Origin of the sequence: Siansivirga zeaxanthinifaciens CC-SAMT-1 (genome assembly GCF_000941055.1) — a bacterium.
Classification (GTDB): Bacteria; Bacteroidota; Bacteroidia; order Flavobacteriales; family Flavobacteriaceae; genus Siansivirga; species Siansivirga zeaxanthinifaciens.
In genome coordinates this window covers 957,912-977,018 of the sequence record NZ_CP007202.1, presented here as the reverse complement: position 1 = coordinate 977,018, position 19,107 = coordinate 957,912, and the positions used below count along the sequence as shown (strand labels likewise).

The window sequence follows — 19,107 nt, the reverse complement described above, 5'->3', positions numbered from 1 at the left end:
TTGTCTTATTTTATTAAAGTAATTGGACCGTTTAATTCAATGGTTTCTCCTCTGTATGTTGTGGCCTCTACAACAATAATGTAATTTCCATTCTCGGCTGGATTTCCTTTAATGGTACCATCCCAGCCATTTATTATATCGTTTTCTCCAACTTCAACATACAATAACGAGCCCCAAGTATCGTAAATGGACATCTTAACCTGCACCATACACAATGAGACTGGCCTTATGGTATCATTTATACCATCACCATTAGGTGTAAAGGCATTAGGAATGACTATATCGTAGCCTTTGGTTATTTCGATAACTTCAGAATAGGTTTCTGTACACCCATATGGATATTCCACGGTCAACTCTACCTGATATGTACCTATTTCACTGTAAACATGTGTTGGATTCTCTTCCCCTACAACATCCATAGACCCATCTCCAAAATCCCATGTGAGATTTACTATATCTCCTGTAGATTCATTGAAGAATGAAATCGGTTCTTCAAAACTCAATACATCACAAAGTATGCTATTAGGTGAGGTATAACTAAATGCTGCATCCCCAATTTCTGGTAAGTCTACAACCACGTCCACCTCTATTGGCGGACAGCCATTGGCTAGACTTTCCTGGTCGTGTATGTAAACCGTATAGGTTCCCGATACTGTGGTTTCCATGCATTGTGGGTTTATCGGGTCGCAAACCTCTCCACCAGACCATGAAAATTCATAAGGCGGCGTGCCTCCAGTAACAAATACATAATTGGTTTGCGTAATGGTGTTGATGCTGCAATCTGCATTGATGTTACTGGTTATATAAGCATCAATAGCAGGCGGTCTGGTTAAGGTGATATCCGTAGCACCATTACTTGGACAACCATTGTCATCAGTCACATCGATGGCGTAATCGCCTGCCGATAAGTTTTCCAGACACCAGGATCCATTACCATAGTCCGTCCATCCAGTTCCAGTAGGAATAGGATTGGTACCACCGGTTATGGTAATGCAAATACTACCATTGGTATAGCTCCAATCTGGTGAACAGGTTGGATTTGTAGTAGAATCAATTGTGTAGAGCAACTCATCTGGCTCATTAACAGTAATCGTGTCAGAGTAACTACAACCATTAGCATCCGTTACGGTGTAATTACAATTGCCAGCAGATACGGTTATATTGCCAACTCCTGTATAAGGCGGTGTGCCACCACTGGCTGTTATGGTCACAATACCAGAATCACCATGGCATAAAATTGAACTCGTTACAGCTGCGTTTACTGTTAATGCCGTTGGTTCTAGAACAGCTATTGATTCGGTTGTACTACAACCATTAGCATCTGTAATTACTATATCGTGGGTTCCTGCCGTTAATGTATAGTTGCCTGTACCCGTATAAGGTGGTACACCACCAGAAGCGGTTATCGTGTATGTTTCGGTACCTCCATAACAGGAAATAGGGCTTGAAACCAAAACATGAGAAGACAAGATGGCTGTTGGAACAGTCAAATTATAATTTAACGTAATGCTTTGCGGGCAGTTACTATCAATAATATCCAATGTATAAGCGCCAGGAGCTAAGTTTTCAAACTCTAAAAGATTTGGTGTGCTTGGGTCACTATCTTGTATATCCCCTGGATTTAAAGTATAGGTAAAACTACCCGATCCACCCAAAACATCAACAGTTATAAATCCATCATTAGTATTAGAACAACTCACCCCATAACCATTGTAATCAGATATTTGATCATTAATTACAATAGGACTTGAGGTCTGTTCTACTGTATAAATTTCTGAAGTAAATTCACAAGCATTGGTATCTAAAACCTTTAATATATAGTTACCCTCGCATGCGTTGGCCAATTGATTACTTCCAGTGGATACAATGGTATCAAAGTTTCCTGAATTGGGAATGGATTCTGTATACCACTCTATTAAACTATAAGGTAAAGTTCCTCCTTGGAGATCTACCTCAATATACCCATCACAATTAGGAGATATGTTGTTACAAGACAAATCCACTAAAGATACAAGGCTGAAAGTAACCGGTTGTGGTGGTACTATAACATAACTAAATTCATAGGTACAACCAAAAACATCGGTTATTTCAACCATATAATCACCAGGACATAAGTTATATTGATTTTGAAGCGTTGGATCTGATATAGCGTTAATCTCACTCCCTGAATAGGTCCAATTAAATGTATAAGGGCCTACACCTGATGGATTCAACTCTATACTGCCCCCACAAAGTGGGCTGTAACTACAGGAGATATTAGTAACAACTGCATTAGCCTCCACACCAGGATTGACAGAGACCGTTAAAGTAAACGTATCACCAATACATTGTGGCATATTAGGATTTGAATTCACATAATACGTTGGTGTCACATCATAAATCAATGTCTGGACACTGTTACTGTCATTATTCAGTATTCCGGTATCAATAAATGGTTGGTCCACACCATTGCTGTAACCACTAATTAAACCTCCACTTAAATCATTAACAGACCATGAGTAAAGTGTTAAGTCAGGTACTATGGTTTTTGAATCTGGGAATACACCATTTACTGGAGCAAAGACAAAAGAATCTCCATCACAAAGGGTCTCGATATGATTTGGTATTTGTGGTTTCGGTTCTATCCAAATCAAAACACTAAATGTTTGGCCCACACATGTTCCATTGTATGGGGTAACGATATATTCAATGCTCTGATTCACATTCGTTAGATTGTAAAGTTCCTGAGATATTAATCCGACAGGCGTGCTGTTATCACTCCATCCAGATATATTAGGATTTGGTATTACCACCCAGGTGTACGTAGTATTAATGGGTACAATTGTACTTGAGTCGGGAACTCCGTTTACCGGTTGTATTATAAAAGGATCACCACTGCACCTAGTATCTGTAAGACCAGAATTATATGGAATGAACGGTGTTGGCTTAACCACGAGCTCTATAACAAAACTATAGGAGCAACTAGCAGCAGTAGCTGTTATATTGTAGACTACTGACTGATCTACGTTAGTGCTATTAATTAAATTAAGTTGCTCAAATTGAGCCTCATTTATACCATCGGTTTCACCTGTAATATTTGGATTATTCGTAAATGTCCATGTATATGTAGTCCCAATTGGTATAATTGTGTTTGGCGGGTTATTAATTGGACTGAAAGTAAAAGTGTCACCACTACAGGTCTCAAAATTTTGATTTTGTAAAAATGGTCTTGGTGTTACAGTTACTTCTATTTCAAAAGTTGACCCTTCACAAGCACCTATGGCATTAGATATTGGTGTCACCTCGTATACAACCACTTGCGCTTCATTACTTGTGTTTATCAACGTCTGTGAAATAATTGTCCCAGAACCAGAAGTAGCACCTGTTATATTTGTATTTGGTAGCAAGACTTGCCAACTGTATTCGGTCCCGTTTGGTACAACATCACCATCAATATTATTTAAAGGTTGTATACTAAATGTATCTTCAGAACATATTTCAACTATTTTATCATTTATGAGTGGTCTTGGATTAACAACAATTTGAAAAGATTCTGAAAGTCCTTGACATGATAAACCATTAGCCGTAAATGTAGGCGTAACATCAACAGTAGCTACTAAAGGAACATTACTACTATTTTGACTTGTAAAAGATGGAATATCACCTACTACTGAAAGTGGAAGCAGACCTATATCTGTATTTATTTCCCAATTATAAGATATGACTCCACCAGTATTTGTAGTAGAAAAAATAATAGTATCAACAATTTCACCAGTACAAACTTCGATATCCGAAATAGATAGAACCACTGGCTCTGGATTCACCGTCACAGTTAGCGTAAATTCCTCGCCCTCACAGCCCTCTGACGTTACAGGTACTACCGTGTAAACAACATCTACAGCGGCCGGAGTGGTGTTCGTAAAGGCATCATCGGATAGATCCGATGCCGATAACCCACTGCTTTCTCCCGCACCGCCCGAAGAGACCGTCAAACCGTTCAATGTAAGGGCCGTAATGTTATAACTCGTAGCCGCTACTGAACTGCTCGATCCAAAATCTATGCCCAAGGCCTGGTCACTGCAAACCGTAACCGCTTGGCCAGCAACCACCGGCTCCGGATTCACCGTTACCGTCAGCGTAAATTCGTCGCCCTCGCAACCGTTGTCGCCTATAGGCACCAAGGTATACAACACATCAACACTGTTCGCTGTCACATTGGTCCAAACATCTCCTGTTAATGCATCTGATGGTAAAGTGTTGCCTACGCCCTGATTTGATGTCGAGCCTACCAATCCATTATCTACTATACTTATTAAATTATAACTCGCTACCAATGGCGTATCAACATCTCCCTGTATCGTATAACCTATGGCTACATCATTGCATACCGTAACCGCTTGGTCCGCAACCACCGGCTCTGGGTCCACCGTCACCGTCACAGTAAATTCGTCGCCCCCGCAACCGTTGTCGCCTATAGGCTCCAAGGTATACACCACATCCACTGGTGATGGGGTATCATTGGTCCAAACATCATTGATTAATGCATCAGATGACAGTCCATTTTCTATCCCTTGGTTCGTTCCTGCTCCTACCAAGCCATTGCTCTCTACGTTGGTCAGGTTGTAAGTCGCTACAACCGGCGTATCAACATCTCCCTCTATCGTATAGCCTATGGCTACATCACTGCATACCGTCAACGTTTGGTCAGCAACCACTGGCTCTGGGTCCACCGTCACAGTTAGCGTAAATTCCTCGCCCTCACAGCCCTCTGACGTTACAGGTACTACCGTGTAAACAACATCTACAGCGGCCGGAGTGGTGTTCGTAAAGGCATCATCGGATAGATCCGATGCCGATAACCCACTGCTTTCTCCCGCACCGCCCGAAGAGACCGTCAAACCGTTCAATGTAAGGGCCGTAATGTTATAACTCGTAGCCGCTACTGAACTGCTCGATCCAAAATCTATGCCCAAGGCCTGGTCACTGCAAACCGTAACCGCTTGGCCAGCAACCACCGGCTCCGGATTCACCGTTACCGTCAGCGTAAATTCGTCGCCCTCGCAACCGTTGTCGCCTATAGGCACCAAGGTATACAACACATCAACACTGTTCGCTGTCACATTGGTCCAAACATCTCCTGTTAATGCATCTGATGGTAAAGTGTTGCCTACGCCCTGATTTGATGTCGAGCCTACCAATCCATTATCTACTATACTTATTAAATTATAACTCGCTACCAATGGCGTATCAACATCTCCCTGTATCGTATAACCTATGGCTACATCATTGCATACCGTAACCGCTTGGTCCGCAACCACCGGCTCTGGGTCCACCGTCACCGTCACAGTAAATTCGTCGCCCCCGCAACCGTTGTCGCCTATAGGCTCCAAGGTATACACCACATCCACTGGTGATGGGGTATCATTGGTCCAAACATCATTGATTAATGCATCAGATGACAGTCCATTTTCTATCCCTTGGTTCGTTCCTGCTCCTACCAAGCCATTGCTCTCTACGTTGGTCAGGTTGTAAGTCGCTACAACCGGCGTATCAACATCTCCCTCTATCGTATAGCCTATGGCTACATCACTGCATACCGTCAACGTTTGGTCAGCAACCACTGGCTCTGGGTCCACCGTCACAGTTAGCGTAAATTCCTCGCCCTCACAGCCCTCTGACGTTACAGGTACTACCGTGTAAACAACATCTACAGCGGCCGGAGTGGTGTTCGTAAAGGCATCATCGGATAGATCCGATGCCGATAACCCACTGCTTTCTCCCGCACCGCCCGAAGAGACCGTCAAACCGTTCAATGTAAGGGCCGTAATGTTATAACTCGTAGCCGCTACTGAACTGCTCGATCCAAAATCTATGCCCAAGGCCTGGTCACTGCAAACCGTAACCGCTTGGCCAGCAACCACCGGCTCCGGATTCACCGTTACCGTCAGCGTAAATTCGTCGCCCTCGCAACCGTTGTCGCCTATAGGCACCAAGGTATACAACACATCAACACTGTTCGCTGTCACATTGGTCCAAACATCTCCTGTTAATGCATCTGATGGCAAAGTGTTGCCTACGCCCTGATTTGATGTCGAGCCTACCAATCCATTATCTACTATACTTATTAAATTATAACTCGCTACCAATGGCGTATCAACATCTCCCTGTATCGTATAACCTATGGCTACATCATTGCATACCGTAACCGCTTGGTCCGCAACCACCGGCTCTGGGTCCACCGTCACCGTCACAGTAAATTCGTCGCCCCCGCAACCGTTGTCGCCTATAGGCTCCAAGGTATACACCACATCCACTGGTGATGGGGTATCATTGGTCCAAACATCATTGATTAATGCATCAGATGACAGTCCATTTTCTATCCCTTGGTTCGTTCCTGCTCCTACCAAGCCATTGCTCTCTACGTTGGTCAGGTTGTAAGTCGCTACAACCGGCGTATCAACATCTCCCTCTATCGTATAGCCTATGGCTACATCACTGCATACCGTCAACGTTTGGTCAGCAACCACTGGCTCTGGGTCCACCGTCACAGTTAGCGTAAATTCCTCGCCCTCACAGCCCTCTGACGTTACAGGTACTACCGTGTAAACAACATCTACAGCGGCCGGAGTGGTGTTCGTAAAGGCATCATCGGATAGATCCGATGCCGATAACCCACTGCTTTCTCCCGCACCGCCCGAAGAGACCGTCAAACCGTTCAATGTAAGGGCCGTAATGTTATAACTCGTAGCCGCTACTGAACTGCTCGATCCAAAATCTATGCCCAAGGCCTGGTCACTGCAAACCGTAACCGCTTGGCCAGCAACCACCGGCTCCGGATTCACCGTTACCGTCAGCGTAAATTCGTCGCCCTCGCAACCGTTGTCGCCTATAGGCACCAAGGTATACAACACATCAACACTGTTCGCTGTCACATTGGTCCAAACATCTCCTGTTAATGCATCTGATGGTAAAGTGTTGCCTACGCCCTGATTTGATGTCGAGCCTACCAATCCATTATCTACTATACTTATTAAATTATAACTCGCTACCAATGGCGTATCAACATCTCCCTGTATCGTATAACCTATGGCTACATCATTGCATACCGTAACCGCTTGGTCCGCAACCACCGGCTCTGGGTCCACCGTCACCGTCACAGTAAATTCGTCGCCCCCGCAACCGTTGTCGCCTATAGGCTCCAAGGTATACACCACATCCACTGGTGATGGGGTATCATTGGTCCAAACATCATTGATTAATGCATCAGATGACAGTCCATTTTCTATCCCTTGGTTCGTTCCTGCTCCTACCAAGCCATTGCTCTCTACGTTGGTCAGGTTGTAAGTCGCTACAACCGGCGTATCAACATCTCCCTCTATCGTATAGCCTATGGCTACATCACTGCATACCGTCAACGTTTGGTCAGCAACCACTGGCTCTGGGTCCACCGTCACAGTTAGCGTAAATTCCTCGCCCTCACAGCCCTCTGACGTTACAGGTACTACCGTGTAAACAACATCTACAGCGGCCGGAGTGGTGTTCGTAAAGGCATCATCGGATAGATCCGATGCCGATAACCCACTGCTTTCTCCCGCACCGCCCGAAGAGACCGTCAAACCGTTCAATGTAAGGGCCGTAATGTTATAACTCGTAGCCGCTACTGAACTGCTCGATCCAAAATCTATGCCCAAGGCCTGGTCACTGCAAACCGTAACCGCTTGGCCAGCAACCACCGGCTCCGGATTCACCGTTACCGTCAGCGTAAATTCGTCGCCCTCGCAACCGTTGTCGCCTATAGGCACCAAGGTATACAACACATCAACACTGTTCGCTGTCACATTGGTCCAAACATCTCCTGTTAATGCATCTGATGGTAAAGTGTTGCCTACGCCCTGATTTGATGTCGAGCCTACCAATCCATTATCTACTATACTTATTAAATTATAACTCGCTACCAATGGCGTATCAACATCTCCCTGTATCGTATAACCTATGGCTACATCATTGCATACCGTAACCGCTTGGTCCGCAACCACCGGCTCTGGGTCCACCGTCACCGTCACAGTAAATTCGTCGCCCCCGCAACCGTTGTCGCCTATAGGCTCCAAGGTATACACCACATCCACTGGTGATGGGGTATCATTGGTCCAAACATCATTGATTAATGCATCAGATGACAGTCCATTTTCTATCCCTTGGTTCGTTCCTGCTCCTACCAAGCCATTGCTCTCTACGTTGGTCAGGTTGTAAGTCGCTACAACCGGCGTATCAACATCTCCCTCTATCGTATAGCCTATGGCTACATCACTGCATACCGTCAACGTTTGGTCAGCAACCACTGGCTCTGGGTCCACCGTCACAGTTAGCGTAAATTCCTCGCCCTCACAGCCCTCTGACGTTACAGGTACTACCGTGTAAACAACATCTACAGCGGCCGGAGTGGTGTTCGTAAAGGCATCATCGGATAGATCCGATGCCGATAACCCACTGCTTTCTCCCGCACCGCCCGAAGAGACCGTCAAACCGTTCAATGTAAGGGCCGTAATGTTATAACTCGTAGCCGCTACTGAACTGCTCGATCCAAAATCTATGCCCAAGGCCTGGTCACTGCAAACCGTAACCGCTTGGCCAGCAACCACCGGCTCCGGATTCACCGTTACCGTCAGCGTAAATTCGTCGCCCTCGCAACCGTTGTCGCCTATAGGCACCAAGGTATACAACACATCAACACTGTTCGCTGTCACATTGGTCCAAACATCTCCTGTTAATGCATCTGATGGTAAAGTGTTGCCTACGCCCTGATTTGATGTCGAGCCTACCAATCCATTATCTACTATACTTATTAAATTATAACTCGCTACCAATGGCGTATCAACATCTCCCTGTATCGTATAACCTATGGCTACATCATTGCATACCGTAACCGCTTGGTCCGCAACCACCGGCTCTGGGTCCACCGTCACCGTCACAGTAAATTCGTCGCCCCCGCAACCGTTGTCGCCTATAGGCTCCAAGGTATACACCACATCCACTGGTGATGGGGTATCATTGGTCCAAACATCATTGATTAATGCATCAGATGACAGTCCATTTTCTATCCCTTGGTTCGTTCCTGCTCCTACCAAGCCATTGCTCTCTACGTTGGTCAGGTTGTAAGTCGCTACAACCGGCGTATCAACATCTCCCTCTATCGTATAGCCTATGGCTACATCACTGCATACCGTCAACGTTTGGTCAGCAACCACTGGCTCTGGGTCCACCGTCACAGTTAGCGTAAATTCCTCGCCCTCACAGCCCTCTGACGTTACAGGTACTACCGTGTAAACAACATCTACAGCGGCCGGAGTGGTGTTCGTAAAGGCATCATCGGATAGATCCGATGCCGATAACCCACTGCTTTCTCCCGCACCGCCCGAAGAGACCGTCAAACCGTTCAATGTAAGGGCCGTAATGTTATAACTCGTAGCCGCTACTGAACTGCTCGATCCAAAATCTATGCCCAAGGCCTGGTCACTGCAAACCGTAACCGCTTGGCCAGCAACCACCGGCTCCGGATTCACCGTTACCGTCAGCGTAAATTCGTCGCCTAAGCAAGAACCTGTATCTCCTGATGTAGGTGTGACTAGATAAACGACACTTTGTACACTATCACTTATATTATTCAATGATTGACTGATGCTGGTTCCCGATCCAGATTCTCCATTTAAATCGGGACCTTGACTGTCAACAACCCAATTGTACGTCGTATTTTCAGGTACAATTTGACCATTAGCACAATCATTGTTAGGTTCAATCAAAAAAGTATCACCTGAGCAGATAGTGGTATTTAAATCAAAAATAAATGGTTTAGGATTTACAGTAATTTGGAACTCTACAGGCAATCCTTCACAACCATCATTAAATGGGGTAACTTGTATAGTTACAACACCTGAAGTATTACAAGTGTTTATCAATGGCATTGATGGTATTGTAGTTGTAGTTTGAACACCTTCTGGGAAGCCTGTTATATCATCTGAGGTAGTAACTTCCCACTCGAAAGTTGAATTACTGATATCTGTCAATAATAAAATTTCATCGGTATCATCACCTGAACAAATTTCTTGAGTTAAATTAGTATTAGTAATGATTGGGGTTTGCTTTAAATTAAACAAAAAATCATCTGAACCATTACCCTCACAATTTCCAGATACAGTTATTCTAATGAGATATTCGCCAAATTCCGTAAAATTAATTTGAGGGTAGTTAGTGCCTGCATCAGTAGAATTTACAAAGGTGTAATTACTGGCTGGAGTCACACCGTCTATTTCAAAAACTTCCCACAAAAATGTTGTTGGCGTATAAGGCGTATCACTATAAAGGGGTTGAATGGTACTATCTGAAAAGTCTAAAGTATAATTAGCAGGTGCTTCCTGACAAACCTCAAGAGAATTTGGATTAAAAGAGACTGTTGGGTCTCCTATAATAGTAATATTCTGAGGAAAGAAAATAGTTCCACATTCATTCTCTAGCTGTAAGGTTACAATGTAAGTTCCTGGTTGCGTAAAACGGATATCAATATCTGTTTGATTTGCAGCATCAATATTATCATTAGGGTTTTCATCCAATAATGTAAACCCATTTAATGATGCAGGTGTTGTTAAATCCGGAACAACTGACCATGTGTAAGTTGGATTACCAAATGATGGAGGATTAATATCTTCAGTATTTGAGGTATTGGTAAACTCGATTGTTACTGGTGCACAAAGATTATCTTGGTATGTATAATCAAAAGATGGAGCTGGTATTGGTTCTACGATAACGGTTTGTTCATCCGTGTCAGATTGAACACATCCCAAAGGATTGCTTATTATTAACCTAATACCCCAAAAACCAGGATTATTAGAAGTAATACTACCTGGTATAGTTAAAGTTCTAGCAACATCATCAATCCAACCTGTAAAAATTGAATTATTAGGATCAACACTCACCCAATCATCACCTGGCGCAGCTACTTCCCAATAAGTATTGTAATCTGAAGAACACTCTGGTCCAAAACCATACAATCCTGAAGTCGAATTATCTGTAGCAACAATTGCCAATCCTTCACAAATAATATCAGGAGCTATAAGATCTGCCGATGGTTTTAGGCTTGCATTAATCCATTTTGTAGTCCCGCCTCCGTTTTTTGTATAAGTTTCACATTCAAATTGATCTGAATCACTATTAAAAAGGCCTTCGCTATATAAATTAAAATCTAACTTAAAATAAAAATTATCATTACCTGGGTTTTCATCTTGAAAAATACTTGAACATGTTGTAGCATTATATACATGGTTTAAAGTGTTGCAATTAACAAGTCTAGCATGTGTATAGAAATCAAAAGTTGATGTATCGGTTTCATCAGAATCACCATAATGAATTGAATACATTGAGCCTGGATAATTATATTGAATACTCGCAATGGGAACCTCAAATCCAGCATTTTGATCGACACAAATAGTTTCTGAACTCGTGTTGGCAATACCTGTGATATTTGTATTAAAATGAAAAATAAAACCTGATATATTATGATATTCATTAGGTGTGTTTGGATTTACTGTTTTATCTAGTTCCATAAGGTAATACCCCACAGGTAAGCCAGAAGGAATAGTAAATTGACTTCCTATTGTGGTAATAGAAAGTTCTTGCCACAAGCCGTTAATTAACATTCTGACAACCGTATTGGAAGAATTACCACCTAACAAACCTAACTTAATACCACCACCATCACTAGGTGTTACTTCTGTAAGCCCCTTGTCTTTATGACCAAAAAAATAATTGTCATGGGCTAGATCAACACATTTTATAAAATTATCTAAATCTGTGAATGCATTGTTTATGAAAGTAATTTCTGCTGGCACAACATCTGGTGTTGTTTGTGATATAATCTCAAAGGCATCGGTTTCTACACTTGCAAAAGGTGCTGTGGTTCTAATCCTAAGTTTATAGTTAGAGCCAGGAGCAATGTCTAATGGAATTATTCCATTTAGCACTGGAATAAAAAACTCAGATTTCATTGAAAGTGTTGTCGCTGTACTAAAACTCCCAGAAGCATCAGATAGCTCTAGGACAAACTCATTGTCCAGCTCAAAAACGCCCTCTGGTTCAAAGAAGACTGCAAGGTGGCCACCTGGCACATATTTAGCAGTGTTAAAATGGGTTAACGTTAATGATGCTGGTACAATACAATCTTCTGATTGCTGTTGTGCATTACCAATTAAACTTGTTAAAAATAAAAATATTAGTATAAAATTTTTTTTCATTTAATTTTTTTTATCAATTTAAAGTGTAAATTCTACAGCGTCAAAATTGCCATAACCACCATCAGAAGTTGTACGTATTCAAACTAAACTGTACTTTACCTAAGAGAGTTTTTATTGGACTTACAACAAAAAACAGGACAATTAGTTGAGTGACTATGCTGCTAATTTAGTGTTATACATATCTAATTCAAATTCTTTTATTGTTTTATTTCCTAAAAAGGAATGTCTCCGTTTTTTATTATACCAAGTTTCTATCCATCCAAAGATAGATAATTCGGCTTGTGATTTTAAGCTATAATCATGTTGTAAGCTTCCCTTAAATCCGAGCCATTCAAAAATAGAATTTTATTCATTTAATCGGTATTCAATTGGTGTTTTATTTTTAAGTGATTTGTGAGGTATGTTGTAATTGTAATCTTGTATCCATTCCTGGCTTATATCTTTTACTTCTTGTATAGATTTAAACACATAGGCATTAAGGATATCTCTTCTAAAAGTACCATTTAATCGTTCAATAAAAGCATTTTGAATTGGTTCTCCAGGTTGAATAAATATAAGCTGGATATCATTGTCTTTGCACCACATATCGAGTTTTGCGCTTATAAACTCGGGACCATTATCTACTCTAATCATTTTTGGTAATCCTCTGCGTTCTCCAATTTGGGCTAGGCATCTAATAACTCTTATTGTTGGTAATGAAGTATCTGTTTCAATCATCAATACTTCTCTGTTATAATCATCTATAATATTTAATAATCGGATTCTCCTACCGTCCCATAGTGCATCACTCATAAAATCAATACTCCAAACTTCGTTCATCTGTGATGGTTGAAATAGTTGTTGTTTTACTCTTGCAGGTAATCTTTTCTTGGAACGCCTTCTTATATTTAATTTCATAGCTGTATAGATACGATATAACTTTTTGTGATTAATGATTTCTCCTGATCTTCGTATGCGATGATAGCTTTTCCAAAATCCAATGGCAATATGTTTTTGAACTAACTGGTCAAGTTGTTTTATGTAGACATCATCCTGTTTAACAACAGCTTTATAGCTATAGCTACTTCTAGGAACTTTGATTATTTTACACGCTTTACGTTCGCTTATAGGATAATTACTTATCATGTAAGTGACTAGTTCTTTTTTCTCGCAAAGCGTTATAGCTTTTTTTCAATCACATCTTTTAGCGCTTGATTCATAAGCGCTAAATCGGCATACATTCTTTTGAGTTTTGAGTTCTCTGCCTCGAGTTCTTTTATGCGTTTTAGTTCTGTGGCATCCATACCTCCGTATTTGCTTTTCCATCGGTAAAAGGTTTTGTCGGATATGCCATTTGCTCTAGCAATATCAGAAACTTTAATACCTTGCTCATGCTGTTTTAACATGGCAACAATCTGGTGTTCGGTAAATTGAGTTGTTTTCATAGGGTTTCGAGTTTAAATTTAGTAATTCTTTCTGAACGCGCTCCTGCGTCGCTTGTCGAATTCAATTTTTAAATGGCTCGGATTTAAGGGAAGCTTACATATAGGCTGTATTTCCTTTCTTCGGCTCGTTACAGTTCATTTACTAGCTGTCTTTCGTGTTGAATTAAATACTGTCTTGTTTCGGTGTCTTTTTCTACTTTCAGTCGCTTTTGAATGTCGAGATATTTGTTGCTCAATAGAATGAATTTTTCGGCAGTGATAAAATTGTCTAACCATTCTGAAAAGTCAGCCAAGTTGTCCTGCTTGTTAGAATAGCTAAATTGGTTGTCTACGAATTCTTGTGTTTCGAGGTTTGAACCTTCCCACTTTTCAAGCTTAGTTACTTGTCTTTCGAAAAAATTGTCGAACAAATAAGTGTTACTGCAAAATGTTTCAAATGCTTTCTTCTCGGCTTCTTTCAGTCTGCCTGTCTTGTAAAGTATAATTGTCCACTCGAACAAAAAGTCAGGATAGCCACTATCGTCAGGAAAGTTTTTATGGAACCAGTTGAAGTAACGAAGTCCACCTGTATAGTCGTTGAGTTCTATGTATAGTTGTGGTGGAATGTAACGCAATCCATGTCCATCGTGATATTGTCCGCCCCAAAATCTTTTGTCAGCCGCAAGAGCCGCTTTAACTTTTTTGATTTTATTTTTAATTCGCTCTTGTTGTTTCGGTGTCATTGTAGTTTAATTCGGGGAGTCTTAACTTAGCCTATAACGGTAAAGTGGATGAGCAATAGCGGAGTAAGAAAACCGAACTTTTCGGTATTGACTGAGGTAAGCTGCTTGCAAATTTCATTGGCTAAATTTACAAAAATTTAATGAATTTGCAAGCAGCAACTTAGAATTTACTGCCATTGAAATTAAGACTTTAACCACTATTTCTTATACACAACTTAAGTTTGTTATTCATTAAATTAGATAATAAATCAGAAAGAACAAAAGAGAGGATTAAGGTTAGTGTACACGGTGAAGCTTCAGACTTCGGCAACATTGATAATCCCCTCTCTTTTCTACTTTAATTTCGTTCAGTTCTGTGAGACGTAGATCTCGATTTCAAGTTGTTGAAAGCAAAGTAGAATGTACTTTCATAAAACAGTTCTTATGAATAAAAATATAGAATTTTTTGGAATAGACATCAGTAAAGATGTATTTGATGTTTTTAGTTTGGAGATGGGACATAATCAGTTTTCCAACAATGAAAAGGGATTTAAGCAATTCATTAAAAAACTATCAAAGGGAAGTTTGGTGGTTATGGAAGCCACGGGCTATTACCACTATTGTTTAGCACAATATTTATATGAAAAAGGCTATGCTGTTTCGGTAGTAAATCCTTTATCGGGAAAGTGTTTTATCCAGATGAAATTGTCGAAGGTAAAAACAGATAAAAGTGATGCAAAATCTATCTGTGAATATGCTCGTAACAATGAAGTGCCACTTTATACAGCAAAGGACAAAAGTCAAGCCGAATGTTTGCAGTTACTTCGTTTGATGGATACTTATGCAAAGCACCGTACCGCCATAAAGAACAAATTGGATGGGGAAAAGGTTTTAGGCATGCCTTCAAAAGCAGTATATCGTTCATTAAGCAGAACCGTAAAGCATTTAAACAAGGAGTTATTACTTCTGGAAGGCCGATTAATAGCGTTGGTAAAAGAGGAACAACAGGAACAATTAAGGCTTTTAAAAACCATTCCAGGCATAGGAGAAAAAGCGGCAATTTTATTGGTTGTATTCACAGATGGTTTTTCAAAGTTTGAAACCTCAAAACAACTGTGTTGTTATGCTGGTATTACACCTACCATAAGGCAATCAGGTAGTAGTGTGAGAGGACGTAGTAGGATAAGTAAAATAGGGAACAAGAAATTAAGGAATCAATTGTTTTTGAGCAGTTTTACCGCTTGCCAATACAATAAGGCTTGCAGAGAACTATTTGAGCGTATTGTGGCACAAGGAAAAAGTAAAAAGCTGGCTTTGTTGGCGGTTTGCAATAAACTGTTAAAACAGGCCTTTGCAATTGTAAAATCGGGATTGCAATACAATGAGAATTTTGTTTCAAAAAGGGCTTAAAAAGATTTGTTTTTTAGCTCAGTTCTTTTTTGTAAGTAGTTTTTTATCTTATTATTTCTTTAATTTCCTCAATCGTAAATGCTGGTCGTTTTGAATGAATCATTGCGTGACAGTTCGGACAAACAGGAATTAAGTCTTTTATTGGGTCAACTTCATATTCTTTTCCTATTTCCGAAATCTGATTTATGTGATGGACGTGAATAAACCCTTTGCCAATTTCTCCAAAGTGCTTTTCAAAATCATATGAACAAACTTTACAAGAATAACCAAAATGCTTTAAACACCTTTTTCGGGCTTCAGGATTTCTTTCGTATCGAGTTTGTAAAATGTCTTTGGATTTACCTTCTTTATATGTTTTTTTAAATTGTGTGGTAACATCGTTAGAAACAAAACTATTTTTTATGTATTTATTCTCTTTAATAAAGTTAAACCAATTAGATTCCAAACTTTCCAAAACTTCTTCTTTTATTGAAATTCCGCTTTGTTGAGGAAACCATTGTTGCAAATGGACTTGCAACAAAAAACTGGACAATTAGTTGAGTGACTATGCTGCTAATTTAGTGTTATACATATCTAATTCAAATTCTTTTATTGTTTTATTTCCTAAAAAGGAATGTCTCCGTTTTTTATTATACCAAGTTTCTATCCATCCAAAGATAGATAATTCGGCTTGTGATTTTAAGCTATAATCATGTCTATAAACCCATTCTACTTTTAAAGATTTAAAAAAGGATTCTGCTACTGCATTATCCCAGCAATTACCCTTACGGCTCATCGATTGCTTAACTAAACCATTATAACTTTCTAGTAGATTGGTAAACGTATAACTAGCATATTGTATGCCTCTATCCGAATGGAATATCAAAGGTTGTGTTAAAACAATGTTTTTAGTAGCCATTTGCCATGCTTTAATAATAGTATTGTTTGTGGTTAAATCTTCGCTTAGGGCCCAGCCAACAACCTTTCTATTAAATAAATCAATGATTACAGTAAGGTAAATCCAACCTTGTTTTGTTCTTATATAAGTGATATCACTAACCCATACTTGGTTTGGTCTACCAACCTTAAAATTTTGATTTAATAAGTTAGGAGCTATGGGATAATTATGATTGCTATTTGTAGTTGCCTTAAACTTACGTTTTTGTATTGCAAATAAGTAATTAGCTTTCATAATACGAGCTACTCTAGGTTTTGATATCTTATACCCTAATGCTTCTAGCTCCATGGTTATCCTTGGAGAACCATAAGTCTGACTACTTTCTTTAAAAATAGACCTTATAAATTCACTTATTTTTTGGTTTTCTAACCATAACTTACTCGGGCTAGAATCTAACCAATGGTAATAAGCACTTTTACTAACTTTTAAAACTTTACACATCATCTCGACAGAAAATCTCATAAGGTGTTGCTTTATAAACTGGTATTTTTCTTGTCGCTCTTGGAGAAGATGCTGATGGCCTTTTTTAAGATATCACGTTCCATCTCGGCTTCTTTTAAGGCTTTTTGTAAACGAGCTATCTCTTTTTCTTCATCGGTCATCTTAGGCTTACCTCGACCTGGAAAACTGTTTTTAACGTACTCTTTTAGTTCGTTACGCCAACGATAAAGAACAGATGGAAAAATATCTAAGTCTTCACAGACCTGTTGTACATTACCTTTAGCGTAACTTAATTCTACCGCTTTTTGTTTAAACTCTAAGGTGTAGTGTTTTGGTGTTTTTCTCATAATTGCTAAGTTAATAAACTAGCAAACATATTCTCTCAACTTAGCGTCCAAGCTAATGTAGTAATTCCAAAGTTCGATATATAATTATTTAGGTCAAATTTGAAGAAGAATTTAAGTTCATCAGCAACTATCTCTTAAATTGTTTGCGTTAAAAAAACAAATCCTATGAATGAAAATATATTTTCATGCTTTTGTAATCATTAATTTAACATAAATTTTGATGTTTAATAAGATAGAAATTGTCATTTCTAATCCAATGCAACAAACAGGGGCTAGATATTGATTTTACAATATCTCAGACAAATTAATCATTGCAAAATTACCATATCAATGCACCACAAATTTCTGTATCATTACAAATGGATATTTTCATGTCTGTAGCATATTGAAATTGCTATTAATTTTTGATTTGAAATATGCTGAATTAGAAGATAGAATATGCTTTTTTTATGATTATTATTACCTGTGCTTTACCGTATTAAACCGTATTTAAATCGATTTTCAGCGATTTTTAACTTTTATAATACGGTTAAATCGATTTTAAGTTATTTTTTAATTCCAAGCTTAATTCATTTTGGTTGAATTATTTTTTAAAATAATTTTTATTTTAAAAAATAATTTGCCCTTTGATTTTCCCTACAGGGATGAATTAAATTTATGGAAGCTATGGTTTTTGTTTTCCTTGTTCTTGAATTATTTGATTGAAAACAATAGATAAACAATATAAAAAGTAGTCTTTAAATAATTTAAAAAGGATATTTTCAGTGTTCCCTTATAAACTTTAGTTTAAGATTTGGTTATTTCCTGAAACTTCTGAATAAGAAATCATTTGAGCAAAATCAGATACTACCGCTTAACCTTTAAAAGAAAAGTTAGCGGTTACAATTATAAACTATAAAGGTTCTAATTTAATTTTCTGATAATTGATATTTAGAACTTTTTGCCGATACGCTATTTAAGTATTAAGACGCATTATTTTGTTTATTTTTTTCAACTGACTTATAAATTAAAAAACCTCCTAAAGCTAAAGCGCAAGTAATAATTGCGCCGTAAAAAAAGTAACGCTGTTTCTGTTCATAAATTAGCTCTTCAGGTTTCTTTAGTATACCGACCAACTCAGCTTGTTCAATTGGTGATAAAAGTTTATCCATGTTATTCAATATGACGGTTTCCATATATTATTAATTTTTTATTATTATTATTTTATTGTCTTTATTCTGAAAGTAGATGTCATAAATACGATTTATTTGTACTTTATTTCCGTTGTCGTCTATTTTAACAACAGCACCATGGTAAGCATCAAAATCAAATCCATGGCTTAAAAGTGTTTGCTCCGAAAGCGGTCCTAGATTAAAATCTATTAACTTTTTCAGAATTCTATAATTTTTTCTGATTGCTTTATCCTTTTCTAAAAGGTGCCCTTCTTCAATGGTTCTTTTTAAATAGGCACTCCTATTTTTACAAACATCATCACAATACAAGCGTTTAGAGCTCTTGTAGTTTTGTATTTCAGTCTGGCATTCTGGATTTTTACATTTTTTTTTCAACTTCATAATTTACTCTTATTTTTTATTAAATATATAATCT

8 protein-coding genes and 1 pseudogene are annotated in these 19,107 nt (G+C 39.2%); 1 reads left to right on the top strand and 8 read right to left on the bottom strand.

From position 1 onward, the window contains the following. Positions 1–5: 5 nt before the first annotated feature. From AW14_RS04370 to AW14_RS04355, 4 genes and pseudogenes are all read right to left on the bottom strand, one after another. Entirely contained in the window at positions 6–12,260 is a 12,255-nt protein-coding gene (locus AW14_RS04370; RefSeq protein WP_044637710.1) for a T9SS C-terminal target domain-containing protein, read from the bottom strand. 153 nt (positions 12,261–12,413) lie between these two features. Then, positions 12,414–12,563 (bottom strand): annotated as a pseudogene (locus AW14_RS14815) (IS3-like element ISLbl1 family transposase); the annotation flags it as partial. 42 nt (positions 12,564–12,605) lie between these two features. Further along, a protein-coding gene (locus AW14_RS04365; protein ID WP_154662116.1) for an IS3 family transposase occupies positions 12,606–13,684 on the bottom strand; the annotation gives its coding sequence in 2 pieces (ribosomal slippage) (positions 12,606–13,423 and positions 13,423–13,684; 1,080 coding nt in all). Positions 13,685–13,812: 128 nt separating this feature from the next. Continuing rightward, positions 13,813–14,406, bottom strand: a complete 594-nt coding sequence (locus AW14_RS04355) for a tetratricopeptide repeat protein (RefSeq protein WP_044637708.1) — start codon at positions 14,404–14,406, stop codon at positions 13,813–13,815. Between the two features lie 423 nt (positions 14,407–14,829). Between AW14_RS04355 and AW14_RS04350 the strand changes: the two genes are divergently transcribed. Beyond that, positions 14,830–15,795 (top strand): IS110 family RNA-guided transposase, encoded by a 966-nt coding sequence (locus AW14_RS04350; RefSeq protein WP_044639484.1) that lies wholly within the window; start codon positions 14,830–14,832, stop codon positions 15,793–15,795. 43 nt (positions 15,796–15,838) lie between these two features. On the opposite strand, the gene AW14_RS04345 is transcribed toward AW14_RS04350, so the two are convergent. From AW14_RS04345 to AW14_RS04325, 4 genes are all read right to left on the bottom strand, one after another. Next, positions 15,839–16,300: an HNH endonuclease gene (locus AW14_RS04345; RefSeq protein WP_218915998.1), complete on the bottom strand. Its 462-nt coding sequence runs from the start codon at positions 16,298–16,300 to the stop codon at positions 15,839–15,841. Positions 16,301–16,339: 39 nt separating this feature from the next. Next, a protein-coding gene (locus AW14_RS04340) for an IS3 family transposase (protein ID WP_245617617.1) occupies positions 16,340–17,520 on the bottom strand; the annotation gives its coding sequence in 2 pieces (ribosomal slippage) (positions 16,340–17,265 and positions 17,265–17,520; 1,182 coding nt in all). 962 nt (positions 17,521–18,482) lie between these two features. Then, on the bottom strand, positions 18,483–18,671 hold the full coding sequence (locus AW14_RS04330) for a hypothetical protein (RefSeq protein WP_044637705.1): 189 nt from the start codon (positions 18,669–18,671) through the stop codon (positions 18,483–18,485). A gap of 30 nt (positions 18,672–18,701) precedes the next feature. Next, positions 18,702–19,073 (bottom strand): hypothetical protein, encoded by a 372-nt coding sequence (locus tag AW14_RS04325; protein WP_044637704.1) that lies wholly within the window; start codon positions 19,071–19,073, stop codon positions 18,702–18,704. Positions 19,074–19,107: the final 34 nt, after the last annotated feature.